The sequence below is a fragment of the Pseudanabaena sp. lw0831 genome (genome assembly GCF_016584665.1).
GTDB lineage: Bacteria > Cyanobacteriota > Cyanobacteriia > Pseudanabaenales > Pseudanabaenaceae > Pseudanabaena.
In genome coordinates this window covers 49,760-73,395 of the sequence record NZ_BBJB01000081.1, presented here as the reverse complement: position 1 = coordinate 73,395, position 23,636 = coordinate 49,760, and the positions used below count along the sequence as shown (strand labels likewise).

At 41.7% G+C, this 23,636-nt stretch carries 24 protein-coding genes and 1 CRISPR repeat array (1 of these 25 cut by a window edge); of the genes, 6 read left to right on the top strand and 18 right to left on the bottom strand.

Annotation, left to right across the window (positions count from 1 at the left end):
• A CRISPR array of direct repeats spans positions 1–412; the repeat unit is 37 nt; unit sequence GTTTCAATCCCTAAAAGGGTTTCAGAGGCTTTGAATC; it reaches 3,618 nt to the left of the window's first position.
• Between the two features lie 267 nt (positions 413–679).
• The 4 genes from cas2 to cas6 are packed head-to-tail and all read right to left on the bottom strand — an operon-like array spanning position 680 to position 3,444.
• Positions 680–952 (bottom strand): CRISPR-associated endonuclease Cas2, encoded by a 273-nt coding sequence (gene cas2 / locus APA_RS17470; RefSeq protein ID WP_201323534.1) that lies wholly within the window; start codon positions 950–952, stop codon positions 680–682.
• A gap of 54 nt (positions 953–1,006) precedes the next feature.
• Positions 1,007–2,011, bottom strand: coding sequence for a type I-D CRISPR-associated endonuclease Cas1d (gene cas1d, locus APA_RS17465; RefSeq protein WP_201323533.1), 1,005 nt, complete (start codon positions 2,009–2,011; stop codon positions 1,007–1,009).
• A 5-nt stretch (positions 2,012–2,016) separates the two neighbouring features.
• Positions 2,017–2,601, bottom strand: coding sequence for a CRISPR-associated protein Cas4 (cas4, locus tag APA_RS17460; RefSeq protein WP_201323532.1), 585 nt, complete (start codon positions 2,599–2,601; stop codon positions 2,017–2,019).
• A 36-nt stretch (positions 2,602–2,637) separates the two neighbouring features.
• Positions 2,638–3,444, bottom strand: a complete 807-nt coding sequence (gene cas6 / locus APA_RS17455; protein ID WP_201323531.1) for a CRISPR-associated endoribonuclease Cas6 — start codon at positions 3,442–3,444, stop codon at positions 2,638–2,640.
• A 20-nt stretch (positions 3,445–3,464) separates the two neighbouring features.
• On the opposite strand from cas6, the gene APA_RS17450 reads away from it, so the two are divergent.
• The gene (locus APA_RS17450; RefSeq protein ID WP_201323530.1) at positions 3,465–3,929 is read left to right on the top strand and encodes a hypothetical protein; all 465 of its coding nucleotides are present in this window, start codon (positions 3,465–3,467) and stop codon (positions 3,927–3,929) included.
• Here APA_RS17450 and APA_RS17445 read toward each other — a convergent pair.
• From APA_RS17445 to APA_RS17400, 10 genes are all read right to left on the bottom strand, one after another.
• Entirely contained in the window at positions 3,926–4,273 is a 348-nt protein-coding gene (locus APA_RS17445; protein WP_201323529.1) for a hypothetical protein, read from the bottom strand. The two genes, APA_RS17450 and APA_RS17445, sit on opposite strands and share 4 nt — an antisense overlap.
• Before the next feature lie 5 nt (positions 4,274–4,278).
• Entirely contained in the window at positions 4,279–4,980 is a 702-nt protein-coding gene (cas5d, locus tag APA_RS17440) for a type I-D CRISPR-associated protein Cas5/Csc1 (protein WP_201323528.1), read from the bottom strand.
• A 2-nt stretch (positions 4,981–4,982) separates the two neighbouring features.
• Positions 4,983–6,017: a type I-D CRISPR-associated protein Cas7/Csc2 gene (gene cas7d / locus APA_RS17435; RefSeq protein ID WP_201323527.1), complete on the bottom strand. Its 1,035-nt coding sequence runs from the start codon at positions 6,015–6,017 to the stop codon at positions 4,983–4,985.
• A 51-nt stretch (positions 6,018–6,068) separates the two neighbouring features.
• The gene (gene cas10d, locus APA_RS17430) at positions 6,069–9,491 is read right to left on the bottom strand and encodes a type I-D CRISPR-associated protein Cas10d/Csc3 (RefSeq protein WP_236579663.1); all 3,423 of its coding nucleotides are present in this window, start codon (positions 9,489–9,491) and stop codon (positions 6,069–6,071) included.
• A 51-nt stretch (positions 9,492–9,542) separates the two neighbouring features.
• Positions 9,543–9,998, bottom strand: a complete 456-nt coding sequence (locus tag APA_RS17425) for a DUF86 domain-containing protein (RefSeq protein ID WP_201323526.1) — start codon at positions 9,996–9,998, stop codon at positions 9,543–9,545.
• Positions 9,995–10,438 carry a nucleotidyltransferase domain-containing protein gene (locus APA_RS17420; protein WP_201323525.1) on the bottom strand — a complete coding sequence of 148 codons (444 nt, stop codon included), beginning with the start codon at positions 10,436–10,438 and terminating at the stop codon, positions 9,995–9,997. The genes APA_RS17425 and APA_RS17420 overlap by 4 nt, the downstream gene beginning before the upstream one ends.
• Before the next feature lie 150 nt (positions 10,439–10,588).
• Positions 10,589–10,876 carry a hypothetical protein gene (locus tag APA_RS17415; RefSeq protein WP_201323524.1) on the bottom strand — a complete coding sequence of 96 codons (288 nt, stop codon included), beginning with the start codon at positions 10,874–10,876 and terminating at the stop codon, positions 10,589–10,591.
• 259 nt (positions 10,877–11,135) lie between these two features.
• The gene (locus APA_RS17410) at positions 11,136–11,339 is read right to left on the bottom strand and encodes a hypothetical protein (RefSeq protein ID WP_201323523.1); all 204 of its coding nucleotides are present in this window, start codon (positions 11,337–11,339) and stop codon (positions 11,136–11,138) included.
• A 272-nt stretch (positions 11,340–11,611) separates the two neighbouring features.
• Positions 11,612–13,795, bottom strand: coding sequence for a type I-D CRISPR-associated helicase Cas3' (gene cas3, locus APA_RS17405; protein ID WP_201323522.1), 2,184 nt, complete (start codon positions 13,793–13,795; stop codon positions 11,612–11,614).
• Positions 13,792–13,929 carry a hypothetical protein gene (locus APA_RS17400; RefSeq protein WP_201323521.1) on the bottom strand — a complete coding sequence of 46 codons (138 nt, stop codon included), beginning with the start codon at positions 13,927–13,929 and terminating at the stop codon, positions 13,792–13,794. Before APA_RS17400 ends, cas3 begins: the two co-directional genes overlap by 4 nt.
• A 239-nt stretch (positions 13,930–14,168) precedes the next feature.
• On the opposite strand from APA_RS17400, the gene APA_RS17395 reads away from it, so the two are divergent.
• Together APA_RS17395 and APA_RS17390 are read left to right on the top strand one after the other, a co-directional pair.
• Positions 14,169–14,795: a Uma2 family endonuclease gene (locus tag APA_RS17395; protein ID WP_201323520.1), complete on the top strand. Its 627-nt coding sequence runs from the start codon at positions 14,169–14,171 to the stop codon at positions 14,793–14,795.
• 7 nt (positions 14,796–14,802) lie between these two features.
• Positions 14,803–15,669, top strand: a complete 867-nt coding sequence (locus tag APA_RS17390) for a YafY family protein (protein ID WP_201323519.1) — start codon at positions 14,803–14,805, stop codon at positions 15,667–15,669.
• Positions 15,670–15,757: 88 nt separating this feature from the next.
• On the opposite strand, the gene APA_RS17385 is transcribed toward APA_RS17390, so the two are convergent.
• Positions 15,758–16,054, bottom strand: coding sequence for a HigA family addiction module antitoxin (locus APA_RS17385; RefSeq protein WP_201323518.1), 297 nt, complete (start codon positions 16,052–16,054; stop codon positions 15,758–15,760).
• A gap of 9 nt (positions 16,055–16,063) precedes the next feature.
• Positions 16,064–16,345 carry a type II toxin-antitoxin system RelE/ParE family toxin gene (locus APA_RS17380; protein ID WP_175355877.1) on the bottom strand — a complete coding sequence of 94 codons (282 nt, stop codon included), beginning with the start codon at positions 16,343–16,345 and terminating at the stop codon, positions 16,064–16,066.
• A 286-nt stretch (positions 16,346–16,631) separates the two neighbouring features.
• On the opposite strand from APA_RS17380, the gene APA_RS17375 reads away from it, so the two are divergent.
• Complete coding sequence (locus tag APA_RS17375) at positions 16,632–17,684, top strand: DUF2806 domain-containing protein (protein WP_201323517.1); 1,053 nt, start codon at positions 16,632–16,634, stop codon at positions 17,682–17,684.
• Positions 17,685–17,886: 202 nt separating this feature from the next.
• Positions 17,887–20,118 (top strand): NADP-dependent isocitrate dehydrogenase, encoded by a 2,232-nt coding sequence (locus tag APA_RS17370; protein ID WP_201323516.1) that lies wholly within the window; start codon positions 17,887–17,889, stop codon positions 20,116–20,118.
• A gap of 256 nt (positions 20,119–20,374) precedes the next feature.
• On the opposite strand, the gene APA_RS17365 is transcribed toward APA_RS17370, so the two are convergent.
• On the bottom strand, positions 20,375–22,111 hold the full coding sequence (locus APA_RS17365; RefSeq protein ID WP_201323515.1) for an ATP-binding protein: 1,737 nt from the start codon (positions 22,109–22,111) through the stop codon (positions 20,375–20,377).
• A 127-nt stretch (positions 22,112–22,238) separates the two neighbouring features.
• Positions 22,239–22,934 (bottom strand): SRPBCC family protein, encoded by a 696-nt coding sequence (locus APA_RS17360; protein WP_201323514.1) that lies wholly within the window; start codon positions 22,932–22,934, stop codon positions 22,239–22,241.
• Between the two features lie 18 nt (positions 22,935–22,952).
• Between APA_RS17360 and APA_RS17355 the strand changes: the two genes are divergently transcribed.
• On the top strand, positions 22,953–23,627 hold the full coding sequence (locus APA_RS17355; protein ID WP_201323513.1) for a phosphoribosylanthranilate isomerase: 675 nt from the start codon (positions 22,953–22,955) through the stop codon (positions 23,625–23,627).
• Positions 23,628–23,636: the final 9 nt, after the last annotated feature.

Genomic DNA, 23,636 nt, shown 5'->3' with positions numbered 1-23,636 from the left:
GATTATTTTCCCGCCCTTAGTTTCAATCCCTAAAAGGGTTTCAGAGGCTTTGAATCAAGAGATTCAAACTATCTCTATGGGTAATGGTGAAGTTTCAATCCCTAAAAGGGTTTCAGAGGCTTTGAATCCTAGCAACATATACTCTATACCTAGATTTAGCTGTTTCAATCCCTAAAAGGGTTTCAGAGGCTTTGAATCTCAATCTATCAGCATATTGATTCAATAATAGTGTGTTTCAATCCCTAAAAGGGTTTCAGAGGCTTTGAATCGTTGCGTTTAGCCCTGAAGACCTCACAGGCATTCAGTTTCAATCCCTAAAAGGGTTTCAGAGGCTTTGAATCTGAGATTGAATTATGAGCGTTAAAGACACTATTAGTTTCAATCCCTAAAAGGGTTTCAGAGGCTTTGAATCCGCCCGCGCTTAGAAAGTATATCATATTTGGTTTTCAAGGTGCATTTGCGCGAATCATAGGAATTATAACAGATATAGGCTTGCTGAAGCGATCGCAGACATTGTAGTAAACACAGTAAACCTATATATATCAGCACATTCAAGACTTGCGCGAATCGATCGACCAGCCCGATCGCAACCAAAGATATACTAGTTAACACTTGTAAGACCACTCATTGCATACTATCCCAAAAACAGGCGATCGCTCGCGCAAACCATGAACCAAACTTAGGCAAAAAATATCGTCGTATCCAAAGGTTGTTCGCCGCCGATGCGTTCTATTTTAGGATGGCAACCACCACAAAGAAAATAAAAGCGAATACTATCCTCACTAGGCTTAATCAATTTACTGAGACGCGATCGCAACTTCGCATATTGAGCATCAGTAAGCTCACACTCAAACACACTAAACTGCATCCATTGACCATAGGATTTCAGAATCTTATGGATTTTGGTGCGGCGTTTATCTTCGGAAATATCGTAGGAGATGACTAGAAACATTTTTTAACACATTTGTAAATAATTACGAATTACGAATTGATAATTCGTAATTATTTACTTCAACACCAACGGTGGATACTTATCCGTTTCATCCATTAGATACTTTGCCAACAACCTAGCCTGAAGCTCAAAAGCCTCTTGATAAGTACATTTACGACCCATCACAGGATGCTTAAATCCTGATTGTTTTTTCTGCTCGTAAAGCGTTAAAAACACTCTCCTTGCATCATTAGAAAGAGAAATAGCATTGCTAAGTGGCTCAGTCGTAAAATCCTGAGGCGCGATCGCCTTTCGATTGATTGCCGACAACACGATCGCATCCACAATCAAAGGACGAAACTCCTCCATCAAGTCCAGAGCCAGACTCGGACGACCATAACGCTCTGTATGCAAATAACCCAGATAAGGATCAAAGCCAACAATATTTAGCGCACCCTGCACATCATGGCGCAATAGCGAATAGCCAAAACTTAACATCGCATTTACAGGATCGAGCGGTGGTCGGCGGTTTCTGGTCTTGAAAGTAAAACCTTCCGCCCTGATCAACTTCGGGAAAACCCGCCAATAGACCGCACTGCCATGTCCCTCCACACCACGCAAACTCGCGATCGCCTGATGATTTACCAGCGAAGCGATCGCCTGTTCCAGATCATCGATCTCCTTCTGCAAATTCACAGCAGCATAATCCCGCGCACAGCGCATCAACGAATTGCGATAATTTTTTAACTTACCGCGCACAAAAGCTTGCACCATATGAATTGCTTTTGGCGTTTCTCCAGCCGCCGCCCACTGCGATCGCCGCACGAAAATATTTTTAGTTAGTTCGGGTTCCAAACGCCCAAGGAATCTCCCCGATCCTGTCATGAATGACATTGGGATCTTTCGTTCTAACAGTTCTATCACTGCCGCTGGTGAAATCGTAGCGCGACCGAGAATTACCAGCCCGTCAATTTTGATTAGTGGAACATCTAGGATTTGTTTTTTCTCCGCCTTAACCGTTAAGCGTTCATCAGTCTTGCCAATAAACGAGTCATCCTGACTTACATAAACCGTTCCCATCACTTTTAAGCTCCTTCCTGATATTTACTAACCTTTTCTTTTGCCATCGGTACACACTGAGTAAACAGGCTGCAACCTTTGCAGCGATTGCCATAGATGGCAGGAGGCATCTTGCCAGTTTCCATCATTTGCGAGATTTCAGTAATTGCCGCGATCGCCTCATCCCGTAACTCAGCCGTAATCTCAATCTCTTGTCTCTGGTGCGTTTGAGCATAATACACATAACCCTTAGTAATAGTTTTACCCGTCATCTCCTCCAAACAAAGAGCTTGAGCAACAACCTGCATTACATCGTTATCCCATTCACCCTTATGACCACGCTTATATTCAATTGGATAGAGGCTGCCATCAACCTCCTCAATCAAATCCGATTTGCCGATCAAGCCATATTGCTCTGACTTCAGCCAGATCGCTCGAACCTGCCAAGTCTCCTCCCGTTGATTCTCGCCAACTGTATGCACCCATTGATGTAGATCGGTTCCTTCGATGGTGTAATGATTCTCAACAAACTCCCCTGCACAAAACATCCGCCAGCAACGATGAGGGCAATAGGCATATTGATTAAGAGCAGCGATCGCGATCGGTTCCATAATAGTATTCGCAATTGATAATTCGTAATTCGTAATTCACAAACGCCTCGCTATTCCCATTCCCATTGTGGTTTTACGTCCAATTCCCGAAAACATGGCAAAATCTGCTAAAGCATTTATTTGCTTAATTACTAATGGCTCGACATCACCCAGAATTCGATAGCCAATCTCACCAACACAGCCGATAAAGCTATGGGTGTCATAGTTCTTGACAACTTCTGTCTTAATCTCAAAGCGACTGGGAAAGATATATTCGATGATTTCGGGATGGATTTGGGTTTGGCTGTAGGTATTCCAGCGATCGCATAGACTCTTAAAAACATTGTCACGAGTGGGCAATGGTGAATCGTACTTTCCCTGACGGAAAGCGGTGGGCGTGGCGAGGTGAAAGGTAATATTACGCTCAGTGTCAGAAGCGCGATCGTAAATTTGTTGATAAGTAGCAAAGTTTGACCAAGGCTGATTAGATTGTGGTGTGCCGAGAATGCTGGTGATATAGAGATCGGCTGAACCGAGATGAAATGCGCGATCGGGATTGAGATTGAGCCAAAGTCCTGTGAGTTTACTAAATAGAACCTCATCTAACAAAGTAATCCGCCACCAACAAGAATTTGCGGCTGGAATATCACGGCTATAATCCCATACTAGCGATCGCATCCCTTTTGGCTGAATTGGACTTAATCCAAATCCTTTGTTTGCTTTCTCACCATGGAGGCGATCGCCTAATTCTTTATCTACAGAGCTAACTAATGTCAAAAAAAGCGCATGAATATGCCGCCCCGTCAGAAATTCTGAGTAAATAGGCGTTTTGGGCATAAAATTAACAACTAAACTGTGAGGCATGATTTTTTAGGCTAACAACTATGGATGAGACAGCAATTGAGAAAATAAATGAAATAAAGGATCAAACTGAGCAGTTACTGAGAAAATCAACAATTGATGACCCAGTGGAAACTCGTCAGCTTTTACAGAATATAGAAGCAAATCTTCCGATCGCAGTTCGACTTAATGAACATGGGCTTAACAGTTTGCGAGAACAGGGTAAATATATAAACAACAATGATGATGTTCTTCAGGTTGACAGTGTTCTGTACATGGGAGATATGGGTGGAATCCTGTGTGCTATTGAGTGTCAAATGGATGCTGATTCTGGCAAAGAGCTACTGATGACTTCTATAACCCATCTCAAAATCGATCCGTCACATCCTTTGGCTGAGCAGATTAAACGATATCAGAAGAAACGGATGGCATCTATGGCGATCGCTGATATTGGCAAAAGGCGTAGTAAGTTCAAACCGCAAAAGAAGAAAAGAGGTTTTGGTCGCTAGTCCAAAAGCCCCGATCGCTCAAGGATTCGATCTGACCAGATCTGTGCCTGCGCTGCAACTTCCATGCGTTGTACTGGATCTGCCCAGATTTTTGTCCAGCGCAATTGCCACAGTGCAAGCTGAATCTGTAGTTCTACCAGTTCGCCAGCCGTGTCGATGTCAGCATCGTTAGCTGTCCATTCGATGAATCTTTTGCTCTCATCAATTAGGCTGACTACTAGATCAGAATGAGCGATATTTTTAGACATGGTTTTAATCCTTGCTAAATTTGATGCGATTCCGCCTAGTCGAATTGGCAATTCATCTTGTAAGTAGCGAAGTTTGAGGGCTTCCCAGTTTCTCATGTTGCTTATACCTTAAAACGATATGCCATAAGGGCAGGGATTTTAAAACCATCCACCTCATAAAAATGTCCATTTATACTGACATTGCGAATCAGGCTAACGGGAGGCATATTTACAGTGTCATAGCTCAAGACTTGGTGAGTAAACATTACATCTAGAGGATTAAGGGGATAAGGAAATATAAAATCTCCATTCCCTTGCTTAACTTTATCTAGCTCTTTTACTTGCAACTCCGCTTTACTCATCCATTTACCCAAACGAATCCATTTAGAAAGTTTAGGCAAAGGATTTTGAGACAAGATAAAAAATTCAAAAGCACTTTCGGGCGCAATTTCCTTAGCTCTGCCAAAGCTAGGAATATTGGTTTTCGTCTTTTCCATCTCGACATGATAGTTGTTATTGGCATATTTCCATGTATGCAACACAGAAGTATGATGAAGCGATCGCGCAGGGGTGACATAGATTCCCACATCATTGAGTTTGCTCAAATGCTCCTCATACATGGGAACCTGCTCACGGCAAAAGTAGCGATATTCATGTTCTTCCGATACTTGTGTACCATAGCGATCGCTATCCACTAAACCCAATGCATAGCAAAGAGCATAGTTATGAACGATCGCTTCGGTTTCATACAAGCGCCCGATCTCACGAGTGGCAAAATAGAGCGAATCATGTAGCTCTAGCTCACAGCGATAGATATGTGTCATGGTTACTTCGCTTTAGCAGGTTTCTTTTCCTTGTCGTCAGCCTTTTTGGGCTTAGCGATATGCACTGCGGCATAGGCTTTTGCCTCATCATCAGCTTTTTGCAAAATCGACTTGATCCCTTCTTCACTGGTAGTCAGAGCTTTGACCTCGTTTAATAAAGAATCAAAGTTTGTACCGATAAAATCATGATGTACGGTAAATTCATCAGCTAATAATTCGATAATTGCTTCTTTAGCATTTTCCAAAACCAAATCCTCATTCAATGGATCAATTGATTGCAGAATGTCAGTGGGAAGGCGATCGTAAATCGCCTGTGTCCATTGCAGATTGCTGGTAATTTCACCATCAGCAAATACAACACCAATCAACTCGTTACGCACGCGACCCGTCCTCGTAGTTTGCGCTCCATAATGACGAGTTCGTAAAATGTTATTGAAAACATAGAGAAATCCTGCTTCGGTCGGATCTTTCAAAGTGACAATACTTGGGAAAAATACCTGTGGACGAATGTGATCCTGTTGGTTAATCCGACTGGTGATTTTGCCAACTTCAGAGCCAACTTCTCCTTTTGAAGCCATTGTGCCGTTTTCATAGGGAGCATTCAGCGTAAAGGTTTCGTGAGACTCATCAAATGGGGTAATTGAGAAAGCGGTATCAACTACAACTTTGGATTTCTCTGAACCAGAATCACCGATCGCAAAACCGTAAATGATGCAGTCAGGATTGTTCATCGCAAATTTGACATTGTATTCGCATTCTTCGGCAGTCATAAAACCATAGTTCCGCAGCAACTCACGACCAACTAAGCGTTCAGGGGTGGATTGCTTGCGTTTAAACATGGCAAGGCGACTGATGGGAGTCCTATTTTCATTTTTAAGCCCTGCACTGACTCTAGCCTTGTTCAGTTCGCCATCAGTTTGAAACAGTGGATAGGATTCAGTCACCCGCACAGTTAGGAAGTGAACATATTTCCCCATTGGCTTGTAAGGGATTTCAGAATGGAAGAATTTGGATTCGATGGATTTGAGCAATGTCATGATTGAATTTCCTAAAGTGATGCTTAATTGGTAATGAGTAGTTAAAGAAAGCTAGTCTTGATCGTCATTTTCAGGTTCTTCGATCGCTTCACCCTTAGCTTTACGGGCTTGATTTTCTTGATCCTGTGCAAGTCGATAAAGAAACTCGCAGGTATCACGAATCAAATTGATTTGCCGACCAGCTAAACGAGCGCGATCGCCTTTAAAAGTTTCAACAAATACATCGTTAACAATATAATTGGCAAACTCCAGAATCTTCTGGCGCTCCTCTTCACGATCTTTGAGAATCCATCGACCTTCGGCAGTAGAAGCATGAACGCGATCGATCAGCTTGCAAACTTCGGCGGCGACAACATGAACTAATGCTTCACCTTGAAAGCTAGGATCGGCTTTGAGAATTGTGCTAGAAGCGACATCTATTGGTTTCAGAACCGCATTTGCTTTGGGGTTATAAGACTTATTTGCCCGATAGAACTGGCGATAGAGTTCTGTTAGTTTTTGAGGGTGATTCAAGGATGATTGCTCCTGTATTTCTAGTTTAATGGAATTTGTGGAATCTGGTTGATATTTCACATGGGGATCGAAACAGGGATAGAAGTTATAGGTATAGAGTTGAATTTTAGTGATGCTAGGAGCATCAACTTTGGCATTGCGAACCCACTTATTGAGATACGCAAACACATAGAGAGGGCTAGTCTCAAAGTCCTTGGCTAGTTCTGTTAGTCGTCCCCAATTCGCATCATAACCTCCTTTGCTTTGTTTAGCATTAACATCAAGATGAATCGCATAAGCCGCAGTTAGCTTGTTTAGTGGCGCAGGATGCTCTCCACCAGTCGGATCTTGCCAACCGTCCAGAATGTAATCTAAACGGAAGCGATCGCCACCAGTGAGAACTCGAAACGCATGGGGCGCGCTATCGAGAAACACGGTTTCTTCAAACTCAGTACCATCGATAAACGGCGGTACTGGTGACTCAGAAACAACGGTTTTTACATCGAGAATCATCGGGAAAGCTAAGGCTAACCAACTTGGCATCACCCATGACTCCGTATCGGTAGCATCTCGACTTGGTGGCATTGCCATGAAATAGAAGGTCATGGGCTGATCTTCGGGATATTTCATTTTGAAAGTGTTATCTTTGCGATCGCCTATGTCATCTAGCAGAAAAGTATCCGCACTTTGATAATTTGCTGAGCTAAAATCAGCCTGTAAATCTTTGGATACAAAATGATTGCGAAGACTGGTATCAAAACGGGTTTGGGCAATATTCATATAAGCCTTTTGCAGGAACTTGTTCGTTTCAGGTGTAAAGTAATAAGTTGGATAGAAATAGAGATAGCGATATTTCCCATCTTCAAAGGACTTACCGACTGCTTGAGTTTGATTCATCAAGATTTGCCGCAACATAATCTCGATTCCCGCAATGCTAGAGATATTGCGCTTGGCATTCGAGCCGCCCAGCATTTGTTTATTGGTATAAACTTGCGGCGTAAATAACACCGATGATTCCATTTGTTCTGTCACCGTGTAAGGTGAATGGGAAATGGAACAGATCGCTTGTTTCCCCCGACCCGATTTTTTGGCGGCATTGTAAAAATCTAGTTCTTTTAGGAAGATATCCACTTGATTAGTATCAGTTTCCACCTCTTGACTAGGCAACATCACCACGCGATCGCACCAGTCTTTTAAATCTTGCCAAGGATCAGGTAATTGATACTGTTCACGAATTGGCTTAGTTAGTTCGATGAAAAAATCAACCAGCTTATAGCCAATATCACGCACATCTAACGAGCCTAAACCTGCCTCCGATTCTAAGTATTTAGCGGCGATGTAGTACCACTCATAGGCAATACCACCAGTATTTTTGAGTTCCTGAAGCTCAACAACTTGCGATCGCCAATCCGTTAAACCCAAAAACTCAAGAGATGCAAGTGTGAGATTTAATTCACGGGGTGCTGGTAATTTCTTATCAAGTTTTCGCAAGTCTTTGACTTTGACTAGATAATCTTCCCAAAGTTGTTTAACAACTAACGCGCCAAGTTCCGCAAGATGATCAATGCGCGGATCTTCTTTGAAATCAAATTTCAGATCTTCTGATAGAAATCCTTTGCGCTGAAATGTGGCGAGATTACTGGCTTTGTCTGGTGCTTTGCTAGATTTAATCTTGTTAATGACCACATCAACAGAGAAACGCAAAAACTCTTCAAAATCAAAAAATAGATTGTAATAATCAGCGAACTTCATGCCCACATTGCCACGACTAAAGCCAACTTGCCGATCACGTAATTGGTCAGCACAAAGTTTTTTGATTTTCGCAACCACGCGATCGCTTAATCCTTTGACTTGCACTGGAGGCGCATCTCGTAAGGTGAGATAGATTACGCCTGTCGGTAAATACAAAAGGGGTTGATAGTATCGGTTTTCTTCTGTATTGAGAGCACCATGAGCATCCATTAAGGCGTTATTCGCTACATTTGTAAGTACGCCACGATTCTCAGAAATACTGTGGTAAGTAAATCGCAATTGTCCATCACTAAGCTGATGCATTAGCTCCTTGAACTTAGTTTTGATGGCATCCTGTGGATGTTTCACAATCGATGCGAGAGAATCCGCTAAACAGGTGAGATCGGTGAGGCAGCGTAATGTGCGATCGTCTAGACTGAGATTTTTTAATCCAAAATCCGAGAAATTCCAGTTTGTATCCCATCGACATTGAGCGTTATAAGCAATACATAGCAAATCGTCTATATATTCTTTCCACTGCTCCGAACCATTGCTAATAAACTGATCTAGCCCTAAAGCAACCACAAATACTAGAATGATTTCACGATGTTCATCTAAAGAGAGTTTGCGAATATCTTGATCGCGCTTAGACGATTTATATTTCTCTGGCATTTCAGGAAATAGTGCATAATTGAACTTTTCAAAGTCATGCAAAATAAATCCTGCAATTACCAGCCTGCGCTCAAACTCTCCAACTTTCCGTCTAACGGTTGTATTAAGTTTCTCTAATCTCTGTTCAATCAGATTCGCAGGAAATAATCCATTTAATAAATGCGTACCAAGTGATTGATCGGCAGCATTATCACGCCTTACTTTTTCTTTTCCTAATACCTCATTTTTGCGATCAAGTTCATCAAAAAACTTACCGCCTTTTGCAGTCACGCCAACAACGACAGGCAAAAGCTTAGGCAATACATATTCTGCAAAATCTTTCATGACAGGATCGTCAGGATTTTGAGCTGCGATCGCCTCTCGCATGAGTTTTAATGTCAGCAGTTCTTGCTTTGTCGCAATCGTGCGATCGCTTTTCTCATCAAAATCCTCATCTGTATCAATCTCATCCAAATCCATCTCTGGATAGTCTTCATCGTCTTGAGAATCATTCGATAAGTTAGTTGATTCTGAGATAGAAATACTATTAAAGATTGATAACTGGTTCTCGACTTCACTCAATTTTTTTTGTTTAGTCACAATTTTAATTTAATAAACCTAAATGATTGGAATCTGATATTGATATATGTTTTAGATTGACTCTTCAGGATTTTCATCTAGCGATTCAAGAAATGTTGAAACCTGTCTTGCATAAATTGGATATTTCTCTAGAATATCTGCAATTTCTTCAAATACCTCTTCAGGCGAAATGTCATCATATCTGTGAGCTAGAGCATTGCGAGTATCTATTGATTGCTTGATTACTTCTGCTAATGATTCAGTAATAATGCCAAGATTGCCAATTTCCACAAAAGTTTTATAGCTTGATAATGAACTAGGATTTACTCCTTTTTTCTTGAGCAAATATCTGTTGATATCAATGGCTGCTTGGACGATGAGTTCCATGATTCTTTCTATTGTGAATTGCCTATACCGTTCAGACAAAAACTCTTCCAGTGAAAGCATTTCAAAGCTTTTCAGATCATTAATATAATCTAAAATTTCATCAAGTTTACGACGAACTACTTCGGGATTAATCTCTTTCATACGCCTAACACCTGCAATTTACGTTCAAGACTTTGACGCTGTTCCTGACGCATTTTTTTTGTCTGCTCATGACTCATCAAACTTCTCTTGAGAAACTCATCATATTCACCCGATCGCTTCTCATACAAAAGCTTGCCGTCACAAGCAATCACATGAGCCAGTATCTCTGAGCATCGATTAAGATCGACAAGATCGACTGCTTCATTAGGAAGTTCAAATACATTCTCAAAGATCGAATATAGGCTAAACCAAGATGATCCTTTTCTTTTCCAATCTTGATAAATCTCTCGGTCATAGATCAAAGCAAAGTCATAATCGCTGTCTTCGTGATTTTGTCCTGTCGCTCTAGAACCAAAGAGAATTAGAAGCTTCAAGAAAGGAATCTCTTGCACTAAATTTGGTAAGAGTTGTTTTAATTCAGATAGCGATCGGTTATTCATATTTTCTGTTCTAATTTTTTATAGTTAGTTTTAGTGATTAGAAAAGTAAAAACTACCAGAAATAGCTAGAGTATGCATAACAGATATAGATTATGGGTACTCTAGCTATACTATGATGAGTATTTTCTACTGAATAGTCATGTTGTCAGACTAATTAATATCTATATCTTCCTCCTCAAAATCAATCCACCTTGAATAGGAGTTACATCTTGCATCACCATCTAAAGAATAGGGATCTGGAGAATAGTCCCATTCTTGATGTCTAGAAGCTTCGTGTTCCAATCGTTGCGTAAGTTCATTAATCGTACATTCTTGCTCCTTCACAACATCTTCTAGACTTCTTAAACGAAGATTTTGTTGTACTTGCTCGATTCTAAAAACATTAAAAGCTTCTTGGAGAAGAGCTACATCTAAATCGTTGGCATTGGCTGTTTTCATCCTTTTCAATCCTGTTGAGATTTAGTTTGAAAATAATGAGGGAGACTAAGGATAATAATGACTTGAGCTTTGACTGGCTTATGGGGAAGAATCCCCAGTGTTGTTGAACTCTTGCGCCATAAATATAAAAATATTTTTGGGGGTCGAGATGGCTTATGCCTGTGTTTACTGCTGCAAGCTATTTATCTTATGAACTCCCTCTTAAGTTGGGCATCACTACAGACGGCTGAAATATATACCCAACTTACTGTCGGATTTGTTACGCTGTTTGAAGTAGGCGATACTCGAATTTGTGATGATCAACTTGGCGTATTTCAATAGGATAGTGATACTTTTTTCTCGCTTCATCAACTGTTTGTTTGTAGCTTTTAAAGCTTACCTTTGCCGCAAGTTCATCATTAGAGTGCCAACATCCATCATGTAACAAAGAAATTAACTTTTGGTGGTTGGTTATTTTTTTCATAGGCGGTTCCTTTGTTGTGTGACCTCAATATGAACATTTCCGACTCTAGATGTCAACATATTTATGAAAATTTCTACAGCAAATAAAATCAGACTTATTCAACAAATTATTTAGCGCTGACTTATTCAACAGGTGTATAATATTGAAGCTAATAAGCAAACCTAAATATAGAATCTCTGAAACCCTTATAGGGATTGAAAAGAATAAGTCTGGGCTTATTGCTGTAAGCTCTTTTCGAGCTTTTATACCTGAAACCCTTTTAGGGATTGAAACTAAGCGATCCATATTTCGCCTCCTTTTTTGTTTTTAAAGGTGTAAGCCAATGTGTCTAGTAATAAAGCTGAACTTGAAAAAGCGATCGCATAGCTTGGCACAGGATCAAGGAGGGTTTGCTGATCGCAGATCCCATAGATCTGAAAATGCATCGGCAATAGCAACTTCGCTTTTATTTCGGCAACTGGACGATTGAGGACATAAGCAACGATCGCTTGTTTTTTCAACCGTTCATTAACCTTGTCAATCCATCGGTTATCTGGTTGCCAGATGCCAATCCCTGAGAGGACTTGAATCTTCCAGCTATCAGCAACCTCTCTAAGATCGCCGTTATAGGTAAATCGCCAATTAGAGCGCTCATCCCTATAACTCAAAAGCTTCATAAAGCCCATACAATACTCAAAGCGACTTTTGGGGATTAGCTGACCTGTGCGCTCAGATGTCTCCTTGAGCAGACGCATAAACGCCGCCTCAGTCATTGGCTCCACCTCTAAATTACTCAGGATGCCCGTCAAATCGTATGTCTTAAAACGCTCGCCTTCATTCGGCTCCGTCATATCATATAGCCCACATTGCAACGGACTCGACCCACGAAAACTACTAGCATCCTCAGCGATCGGATTACCTTTGTCTTTATGAAATTTCTCTTGCCATTCCATCTGACAAGCTTTTACCTTACCCGCAACCTTACCCAAACTCACACCAAAAACCTGTTCACAATCGGCTTGAAATTGGTCACGACTAGCTGCATATTGTTGAGCGATCGTCTTATGCCCCAGCTTGCGATACAAATCAAAAGACTGCAAAGCACCCCAACGGCTGTAATAATTTTTAAAGTCGTTGATTTTGCGATAGGTAGTGTAAATGTTTTCACTCAAAAAAGCGCGATCGTAAGTTCCATTTGTCGTAAATGGCGAATCTGCTTTCTCAAATAAACGCTCAATCAAATAATTAGGCGCAAGTGTATACGCAACAAACCGATCAAACTTGATTTCTTGTCCATCCGTATTCACATAACCCTGATGTCGTCCCAATCTGCCCAAACGCTGAATAAAACTACCCGAATCCGCAGACTCAAAAATCAAAAAATTAATCTTAAAGTCCACACCCACATCAATCGTACTAGTTCCTAATACCAAGTCACAGGCAAGCGATCGCTCTTTCACAGTTTTGCTAGACAAGCCCGTATTTTCGCCAACTGTTAACCCATACTTTGCAAAAGTTTCCGCAAACAAAGGCGTTAACCTTTTTACCGAAGCGATCGAATTGAGAATAATCGCTCCCTTTGTACCACGATGCTCTAAAAAATGCTGCAAAACAAGGTTTAGATTATCTTTGAGCCAAGTCTCAGAAGCCTTACTCGCAGATTCCAACGGTACAAAATGCAAAGCAATTTCTCGCGTTACCAGTCGCCATTGATCCTGCTCAAGTTGTTGCGATCGCACTTCTGTATCAGGAAATTGATACTTACCCGAAGCCTTGGGATCGATTAATTTATAGCGTAACCTTGCTTTATCTAATCTATCAAGTAACTGCTCATCAGGAGTTGCCGATAGAAATAGAAACTTCTTGCGGCGATTAGTGAGATGAATCAAAAGCATAGTATTGAGAACACTCGCAATCTGTGGAGCGCTAAACACATGAAACTCATCAAAAATGAATAGATTAAAATCCTTGTCAATTCTGCCCCATAATTTATCAGGACTATCTTTCGGCATTAGATAAGCGCCCCGATGTAAGTAATGGAAGATATCAGGATTAGCAATTAAAATTTCCCGTTGACTGCCATGGGTAGCGATCGCGGCGGACTTTTTAATACCTTCATTCTCTGCATATAACTCCAGTTCCGCACTATTTAATCGCGCTATCCGAGGCTCATTTCGAGGTTGAAAATTTTCTACATACTGACGAATTTGATTTTCTTGATCTCGTGCAAGTTCATTAGTTGGATAGAGTGCGATCGCCTCAGTATTGCCTTGCAAGACTCCTAAATAAGCCGCTAAGCTTTTACCATCGCCAGTCATGGCAGTATTAAACACCACATCAATATCTGGATCTTGCAAAGCTTTAAAAGTCTCTAACTGATGCCAAGCCAATCGCCAACCATCAGGAATTTCGATCCCTTGTGGGGTTTCCACCGTCTCAGAATAGACAGGCTTGAGAACTATTTTGTATTCCGTCATAACTTCACATCCTCATAAATATCTGAAAGCGCGATCGCAAAAGCTTGACCATTTACAAACTCATGCTTGACTTGGCTCTCATGCTCATAAGCAAGATATTCGATATAGGTTAGTTCAGGCTGTCTGGTAAACATAAGCTTTTTCCATAAATACCCTAGCTCTCAACAATTTTAGTATACCCAATATATTTGGAAATAAATTATTAAGTTTTATTTGTCCTTGTCTATAAACTATAGCCATAATTACACACAAAATAAATACTTACAAGGTTCAAGCCCATAAAAGTATACGGACAAATTTTAGTAAGGTATAAGTATTAGCGATCGCCTATGATTAAAATAGCCAAAACTATTAACCTGAGAGGTCAGTAACCATGAAACTTTTAGAAGTTTTAGCCAGAAATCCTATTGAATTACCAAATACCGAAGGACAACGACTCATTCTCAGTGACGTGACATGGGAACAGTACAGCACCCTTGTCAATATATACATAGATGAATATCCATCTCTTCGCATGACTTACCTAAATGGCGTTTTAGAAATTATGACCACATCTAATAAACACGAACGGCTGAAAAAAATCTTTGCTCGTCTGTTTGAGATGTATTTCGTGGAGCGGCGGATCGATCTCAATGGTTATGGTCAAACTACATTTAGAAAGGAAATTGTTCAGAGAGGTCTTGAACCTGATGAATGTTATTGCTTTGGAGAACTGAGAGAAGTTCCTGATATTGCGATTGAGATTGTTTTGAGCAGTGGTGGAATCGATAAGTTAGAGGTATATCGTGGCTTGGGCATCCCTGAAGTTTGGTTCTGGCTGGAGAAACAACAACAATGGAAACTCTATCGTCTTAGAGATGAACTTGATGAGACAAAGTATGAAAATATTCCTCGCAGCGAATTTCTGCCAGAGTTAGATTTTGATTTGCTTAGTCAGTTTAGAGATGCAACTAATCAAACTGAATCGGTGATCGCCTATCGTGACGCTCTGAAATCGTAACCATATCATGTCACGCAAAGGCGAATCAATTACATTATCTATATCCGATCGCGACAAGTCTCAACTCGAAGCGATCGCGATGGAGCTTGGCATGAAATGGGGCGATCGCCCAAATATCTCGAAACTAGTCGAAGCGATCGCCCGCAAGCAAATTCAAATCTCGAAAAATAATGACTGGGCAAGCGATCGTATCGAAACGCTCTCTCGTACCTTCAAGTTATTAATCGATTATGGAGAACTCGATCGCGCTAAAGTCATTGCGAATCTACTACTGGAACGCAGCGAACTTAGCTCACCATTGCGGCGGGACATAGAGCGATTTCTCGACAAACCTCCTGAAATTTGGCGACATACCATCGATCGCTACATCAAACAGCAACAACCCTTTCGTCTGCAATATCTCGATGCGGCCGATCGCTCTCATCAGTTCTCGATTTATCATGCTAAAGTTACTCCCCACGACAAACGACTCTATCTAGACTGCTGGTGCGAAGAATCCACAAGTAGTGACGATGTTGTCGCTCTAAAACATAATCGCTGTCTCAGACTAGATCGCATTCCAGCCGAAGCTGCCATTACATCTATTCAAGGCAAATGGCGATCGCAACTTGATTACATTCATGTCACTTTTAATCTATCGGGAAATCTTGCCTTTGCATACCAACCGCGAGAAGAAGATATCGATAATACATGGCTAGATACCGCCCCGCCGATGCGTCAAATCATCCGCAAAATCAGCAGTACATTTTGGCTCTATCGCGACATCATGCCCTATGCCGAAGACTGCGAAATCATCGAACCCGATGACGTGCGCGAAAAGTTCAAAGAGAAAGTGCGATCGCTTTATCTCAAATATCAGGACTCATCCCTATAGCAATTGTTTTTATATTTGGATACAGTTGACCCGCTCAATACCCCCAAAACCACGATCGCCACTCCACAAAAATCAAATAGCGATCGCTTTAGCTAAAAACTGCGACTTCCATTTTTAACTTTGCGCCAACTTCATCTTCAGCTATATCTAAATCGTAGTCCATTTGTAATCCGAGCCAAAATCTGGGGGACATATTAAAATAGAACGCCAAGCGAATTGCCGTATCTGCGGTAATTCGACGCTTCCCATGAATGATTTCGTTAATACGTCGGGCGGGAACTCGAAGAGCTAATGCTAGCTGATTTTGACTCAAGTTCATCGGCTTGAGAAACTCTTCTAAAAGAACTTCTCCTGGATGGATTGGGTTAAGTTTATCTTCGTTCATTTTGATTCCTCAATGATAATCAACAATTTCCACATTGAAAGCGTCATCATTTTGCCATTCAAAGCAAATACGCCATTGATTGTTAATCCGAATACTGTATTGACCTTCGCGATCGCCACTTAGTCGTTCTAATCGATTTGCTGGTGGAATACGAAGTTCTTGAAGGGTGGGTGACTGATTTAGCATACGCAATTTTCGCAGGGCTACTTGTTGAATTTCTGAGGGCAATTTACGCGATCGCTGCCTCTCAAAGATTTTTTGAGTTTCTTTATCCTTAAAGCTTCGGATCACGACCAAGGAATAGTAAGGTTATATTCGTATTGTATAACGCGGCACGTTAAATGCAAAGGGTTATATCAATGTAAATTTTGTAATCAGCGATCGCCCCCTCAATCCAAAAAAAATCATGATCACCTTGAGAAGATAGATTTTGATGCGCTCATCTTCGATTTAGGAGATTTAGGATGGAATATAGGATAAATTGGCATCATTAGGCTACTACATCAATCTACACGTCAATATTTAGCTATTATATTTTACTAATGTTTAGCAGCGTAAGCGTACTTGAATTAGTTCAATGAGTATACAAACCCCGTCAGAGAACAACACCTCAAAGATAGAACGTCAATCTGATGAGGAACTAACAAAAGCTGCCGATGCTATCGGCAACTTATGGTCACATGTTGCCGCTCCAGTTCTTAAGAACGCAATTAAAGCATTTAGTCAGCTCTGTTCATCAGCAACTAAAATTCCTGTTGCCTATATGGAAGGCTTTGAATCAGAGATAAGAGCGACATCCGAGGCACGAGTAAACATTATTTCCGCGAGCGGCAGACAAATAGAAGAACAAATAAACGTAGATCCTGAATTTGCAAGAGTTGCAATTCAGAAATATGGATCAAAAATTATTCGTGAGCAAATAAATCTTGACAAAGTTTGTAAAGTGGCTGCTACACAACTTCAATCTGAAGCAACGCTCCCCATTAATAACAGTCAAACTGCTAAAGAGATACCTCCGATTGATGATGATTGGTTAAACAGTTTTGAGAAAGAGGCTTCTCAGAAGAGTACGGAGGAGATGCAACTACTCTTCGGTAGAATTCTGGCGAGTGAGATTAATCAGCCATCATCTTTCTCAATCAAGACAGTAAAGCTAATTGGACAACTTGATAGTCGTACTGCAAATTTATTCCGTCTGCTATGTTCTCTTTCAATCTCTTTAAGATTGACGGATAACAACATAATTGATGCGCGTGTTTTGTCACTCGGTGGTAATGCAGCATCTAATTCACTGCAAAATTATGGGCTGAATTTTGATCAACTTAATGTTCTTCAAGAGTATGGGCTAATCATATCTGACTTCAACTCTTACATGAATTATATTATGTGTGTTGCAGTTGGACTTAATGTGCCATTTCCTTTAAAATACCAGAATCGCTCTTGGGGACTAGTTCCTTCCGCAGAGAGAACTATGGGGCAAGAATTGCGTTTAGATGGTGTTGCTTTATCACGTTCAGGTAAAGAACTTTTAAAAATCGTAGATATTGAAACAAATGATTTGTTTACAGCAGCGATTAAGGATTTTTTCCAAAAACAGAATTTATCAATGGTTGAAATTGCAAATCAGTAACTAGTGATCGACTAGAATTCATGACTCACAGTATTAGCGATCTCCTTTAGGAGATAGATTATTGATGTGATCGCCGATAATCTTCATTGTTTTGTGCTTTGTTACAAAGCTATTTTCTAGATAAAACCGATACGAATCGGGTTAACTAAGCCATGTATTATCTAAGCTGTATATTGATCCGCAAAAAATCCGCCCAATCGCTATGAGCAATCAAACCTCAAAAATCACCTATACCTTTACCGATGAAGCTCCAGCCCTAGCCACCTATTCCCTACTGCCCATAGTCCAAGCTTTTACGAGAGCCGCCGAAATCGAGGTTGAACTCAAAGATATTTCTCTGGCAGGGCGGATTATTGCGAATTTCCCTGAGTACTTAACCGAATCACAGCGTCAACCTGATGCCCTTACCGAACTGGGAGACTTGGCAAAATCTCCTAGCGCCTACATCATCAAGCTCCCAAATATTAGCGCATCTCTGCCGCAGTTAATTTCGGCGATCGCAGAGTTACAAGCCAAGGGTTACAACATCCCCAACTATCCTGCCAATCCTCAAACTGAAGAAGAGAAGGCGATTAAGGCGAAATATTCTAAGGTGTTGGGCAGTGCCGTTAATCCTGTGTTGCGTGAAGGAAATAGCGATCGCCGTGTCGCCGCCGCCGTCAAAGAATTTGCTCAAAAGCATCCCCATTCCGTAGGCTCATGGTCAAAGGATTCTAAAACCCATGTAGCGCATATGACTGAAGGCGATTTCTACGGTAGCGAGAAATCGGTGGTAATTCCCAAAGCAGGTGTAGTCAAGATTGAATTAACCAAAGCCGATGGTTCTACTCAAATTCTCAAGGAAAAAACTACTGTACTGGAAGGCGAAGTAATTGATGCTTCGGTGATGAGTGTCAAGGCTCTGCGTGCCTTTTATGCTCAGGAAATTGCTAAGGCGAAAGAGGAAGATATTTTGCTATCTCTCCATGTCAAAGCAACCATGATGAAGATCTCTGACCCGATTCTATTTGGTCATGCGGTGACGGTCTATTACCAAGATGTATTTGAGAAATATGCTGATACCTTCAAGCAATTGGGCATCAACCCGAATAATGGTTTAGGGGATGTTTACGCTAAGATTCAATCTTTACCTGATGAACAGAAGGAAGCGATCGCCGCAGATTTGCAAGCAGTTTATGAAAAGCAGCCTCGTCTGGCGATGGTCAACTCCGATAAGAGGATTACCAATCTGCACGTTCCTAGCGATGTGATTATTGACGCATCTATGGCGGCGACCATTCGGACTTCTGGCAAGATGTGGGGTGCGGATGGCAAGGCTTACGACACCAAGGCAATGATTCCCGATCGCTCCTATGCCACCATTTATCAAGCCTGTATCGAATTCTGCCAGAAAAATGGAGCCTTTGATGTCACCACAATGGGTAATGTCGCCAATGTGGGCTTGATGGCTCAGCAAGCTGAAGAATACGGCTCCCATGATAAGACCTTTGAGATTTCTGATGATGGCGTAGTGCGCGTCATTGATGAAACAGGGGCTATCCTTATCGAGCATCAAGTCGCTAAGGGTGACATCTGGCGGATGTGTCAAGCCAAGGATTTACCAATCCAAGATTGGGTAAAACTTGCCGTCAATCGGGCTAAAGCGACTGGAAATCCTACAGTTTTTTGGCTAGATGAAAATCGCGCCCATGATGCGAATCAAATCGCCAAGGTTAAAATCTATTTGCAAGACCATGACACCGCAGGGCTAGATATTCAGATCCTGTCACCTGTAGCGGCGATGAAATTTACCTGCGAACAGATTAAAATCGGTAAAAACGTGATTTCAGTAACTGGCAACGTATTGCGGGATTATCTCACGGATTTATTCCCAATCCTTGAACTCGGCACTAGTGCCAAAATGCTCTCGATTGTTCCATTGCTAGCGGGTGGTGGACTATTTGAAACGGGTGCAGGTGGCTCGGCTCCGAAACACGTTCAGCAGTTTCTCGAAGAAGGACATTTGCGTTGGGACTCCCTCGGAGAATTTTTAGCGATCGCAGTTACGCTCGAAGACCTCGGACGCAAAACTAACAATGAGAACGCGAAGATCTTGGCGGTCGCTTTAGACCAAGCCAACAGTCTCTATCTCAATAACGATAAATCGCCTTCCCGCAAGATTGGAGGTATTGATAATCGCGGCAGTCATTTCTATATCGCGCTTTACTGGGCGCAGGCTCTAGCGGAACAAAATCAGAACTTGGAACTAAAGTCAAAATTTGCTGAGTTAGCGAAGGTCTTGGCGGATAAGGAAAGCCAAATTATTCAAGAATTGAGCGCTGTTCAAGGTCAATCCGTCGATATTGGCGGCTATTATTTCGCCGATCCAGATAAAGCCAGTCAAACGATGCGACCTAGCCAGACTCTAAATGAGGCGATTAATTCACTCCATTGATACAAGTACTATTTCCAAAATAGGAATAACGATCTAAACGTAGGTCGGAATGATGTTGGGACGTTATTTTAGGGGCGGGTTTAGTTGATAATTCTTTGCTAAAAGCAGGATTTATCAACTAAACCCGCCCCTACAGCCTACATTCTCATAGCAAATATTTTTTTGCCCAGATTACCTGCTGAATGTACGCTCTCTTTATACCAAGTGTATTTTCCGCAATTTGTTGTCAAACAAAAAATATGATTTTTGCTAAAAATTAAAGACGCTTAACTTTACTTTTTAGAACCTTTTCTTCAACCTCATTAATTTGGACTTCTCGCAACCTCGTTGCATAGGCAGGGAAAGGAAATCCAACCAGCAAAGGTGATGGAACTTCGGGCTGATGGATAAACATACTGCCAGATTTTAATAATAGCGATCGCTTCCGACAAGCACCCGTCAAGAAATTATATTCAGGGCGTTCTACTTCGGCGGAGTCCAGACGACCAACTACCCGCACCGCCGCCTGTCCAACCACACGCCGCTCCACCTCTGAAGCAGTTTGTTGTGCGCCGATTAAGATAATGCCAAGCGATCGCCCTCGTTCTGCGATTTCGACTAGCAAATCCTTAATAGGACTGCGACCTTCCTTTGGTGCGTATTTATTTAACTCATCAAGAACGATAAAGACAACGGGATATTGACCGCGCTTTTCCTTTTCCATGAATAGCTTTTGGAGCAATACACCCACCACAAACTTTTGGGCTTTGCTGCCGAGCTTGTTAATATCTGCGATCGTTAGCTGATATTCGGCATCAAGGGGATCGAGTTTATATTTTTGTAATTCTTCCGCAGGTAGATCGCCGCGAATGAGATGTCCCATTTCATCAGCAATTCCCCATAAACGCCGCGTTAGAGCCTCCGCAGTGGCCGGAGCATTCCGTCCTAGCCATTTCTGATCGGGATTCTCGACTAACTTCTCTTCAAGAAATTCAATCAAATCTCGAAATGTTTCCACTTTATCCTTGTCTTCTTCCCCATAGGTATCATCTAAGTCCAGACTAGCTCTAGGCAAAAATCCTAGCTTCTTATCATATTTGTCATTGTCCATCGCCAATCGAGCAAGACGTTCTTCGACGATACTTGCCAAAAAGCCAATGTTCCCGCGCTCTAAATCATCTCCTGCAAATAGAAATCGAAAAAGGCGATCGCGACAAAATTCGCGCATCCCCCACACATAAGCGGAAATATTATCGGAACGTTGATCGAGATGTGGCTCTATCTCTTGAGTGTTTTTCTTTGGGGCAACACAAAATCGTACATCCCGAAATGGTTCTACAGGTAGATCGAGAGCATGATATGTATTGCGATCTTCTTCCCGCATTTTATTGTTTGCTTTATCTAGGAAAAACAAATCTTCACCTTTGACATTAAAAATCAACGCCTTAGTATTCGCTCTTTTAGAACCCAAAGCCGCCGAATTGAAAATGGAATGAAGTAAAAATAAAGCAAAAGAAGTCTTCGTTGCCACTCCCGAAATCCCCGAAATATTGACATGAGCGCCCTTCGTCCCATCGATAAATTCATAATTCAAATAGGCAGGACTCCCATTTCGCATAATTCCTGCGGAGATGCGCTGCTCCATGCCATCGAAATTCAACGCAAATCTCAGGTTCTCATCTTCGGCTAAATAAACAGCATCGCTCGGTTGTGGCGGTAAATATTCTTCAGGCTCAATGCGCGTGACTTGGATATGCGCGGCATAGGATACATTGACGGGCATACTGCCATTGGTAACGAGAAATGTATCTGTATCAAATTGCGTTCCCTCATGGATGGTTCGCACATGATCAACAACCCCATAAAAGTTGACAATCCCTTTTTTATCAGGGCGATCGGTTTTCACTTGCACGACATCATCGAGACGAAGGACTTTGCCGTCACTCACCGCCACCCAAAACTCAAGTGGGGTAGCATCTTTGGTTCCTAATATGTATCCAATCGGCTCGATCATGTCGTTAATTATTAAGTTTGAGAATTTGGGGGCAAGAGAGAACTTGCTATAATTCTCTCTTGTTTGAAATCACCGTATGGGCAATTCATGAATTGTCCATACGGTGAAGCGGAAGCACTGTTGTTTTTTAGTTTCTATTTGCAACTTCTCGTTTAATCGCCTGTAATGTATCACCTAAAGCTTCTTTGAAAATTCCATAGAACGCATCAGTAGGAGTACCACTCTTAGGCTGGGCATTGACAGTGTAAGTAATCAGAATTTGATTGGCAGGACGACGTGGTACTGAGGAGACAGGTTCAATTTTCCAGTAGCCTTCCATTTGGGCAAGATCGCCATCAATAAGTCGAAAATCGATTTGTTTGCGATCAGTTTCTTGAATAGCAAGCTTGGTGCGCGAAACAATCGAAACTAAGAAGACTTGACGCGAATCCACTTGCTCAATCACTTTACGATTGCCACGATTTTCGATGATCTTGCTGGAAGTCATGTTGGGAATAAACTTATAGAGATTGGCATAGTCAGTCAAAACTCGCCAAACTTCATCAGGTGAGGCAGTGAGTAGTACTCGCGCTACATATTTACCGCTGCTACCTGTGACCACTGTTTGCCCTTTGCGTAATGAATCACGCTGCACTGAGGGCAGACGATCAACTGGCCCATCAAAGAGTGCAGCACGGGCGGGAAGGGTTGGAGTACAGCAAGCGATCGCGATCGCCATAAACATTGCCGAGCCTGCGGAAATTTTTGTCACGATTTTCTTGCCTAATTTCTGATCTAGTTGTTGATGAGACTGCATAAACTTTGGATAGGATGAGTCTGTCATGGAATTAATTTATTGTGTATGTATATCAAAATTTGTGGCATTACGAAACTCGATCAAGCCCAAGCGATCGCGCAAATGGGTGTCGATGCGCTTGGTTTTATCTGTGTATCCTCTTCACCACGATATATCAGTGCAACTGCGATCGGGCAAATCACCTCTAGTCTACTCTCTGCCCAGCCTGAGATTGCCAGATTATCAGAGCTAGATTTGATTGGGGTATTTCTTAATTCCAGTATCAGTGAAATTAGTGAAACAGTTGCGCTAGCTGGACTAAACGCGGTGCAACTACATTGTGATGAATCTCCAGAATTTTGTGATCAACTGCGATCGCATCTAAGTGCTACTCACCCGAAAATAAAGCTAATTAAAGCGCTACGAGTTAAAGATCAATCAGGTTTAGAGAAAGCAAATCTTTTTAGCAATGTTGTAGATGCGATTTTACTTGATGCCTATGATCCTCATATGGCGGGAGGAACTGGTAAAACTCTGGATTGGCAAATGTTGCGCGATTTTCGTCCAGCTTGTGACTGGTGGTTAGCGGGAGGCTTATCACCTGAAAATGTTGCCGATGCGATCGCGCTAGTATGCCCAAATGGTTTAGATATATCGAGTGGTGTCGAACGTTCCGCAGGTGACAAGGATCTGGCTAAAGTTAAAAAATTTGTTCAGGGATGTATTTGCGATCGCATCTAAAAATAAAAA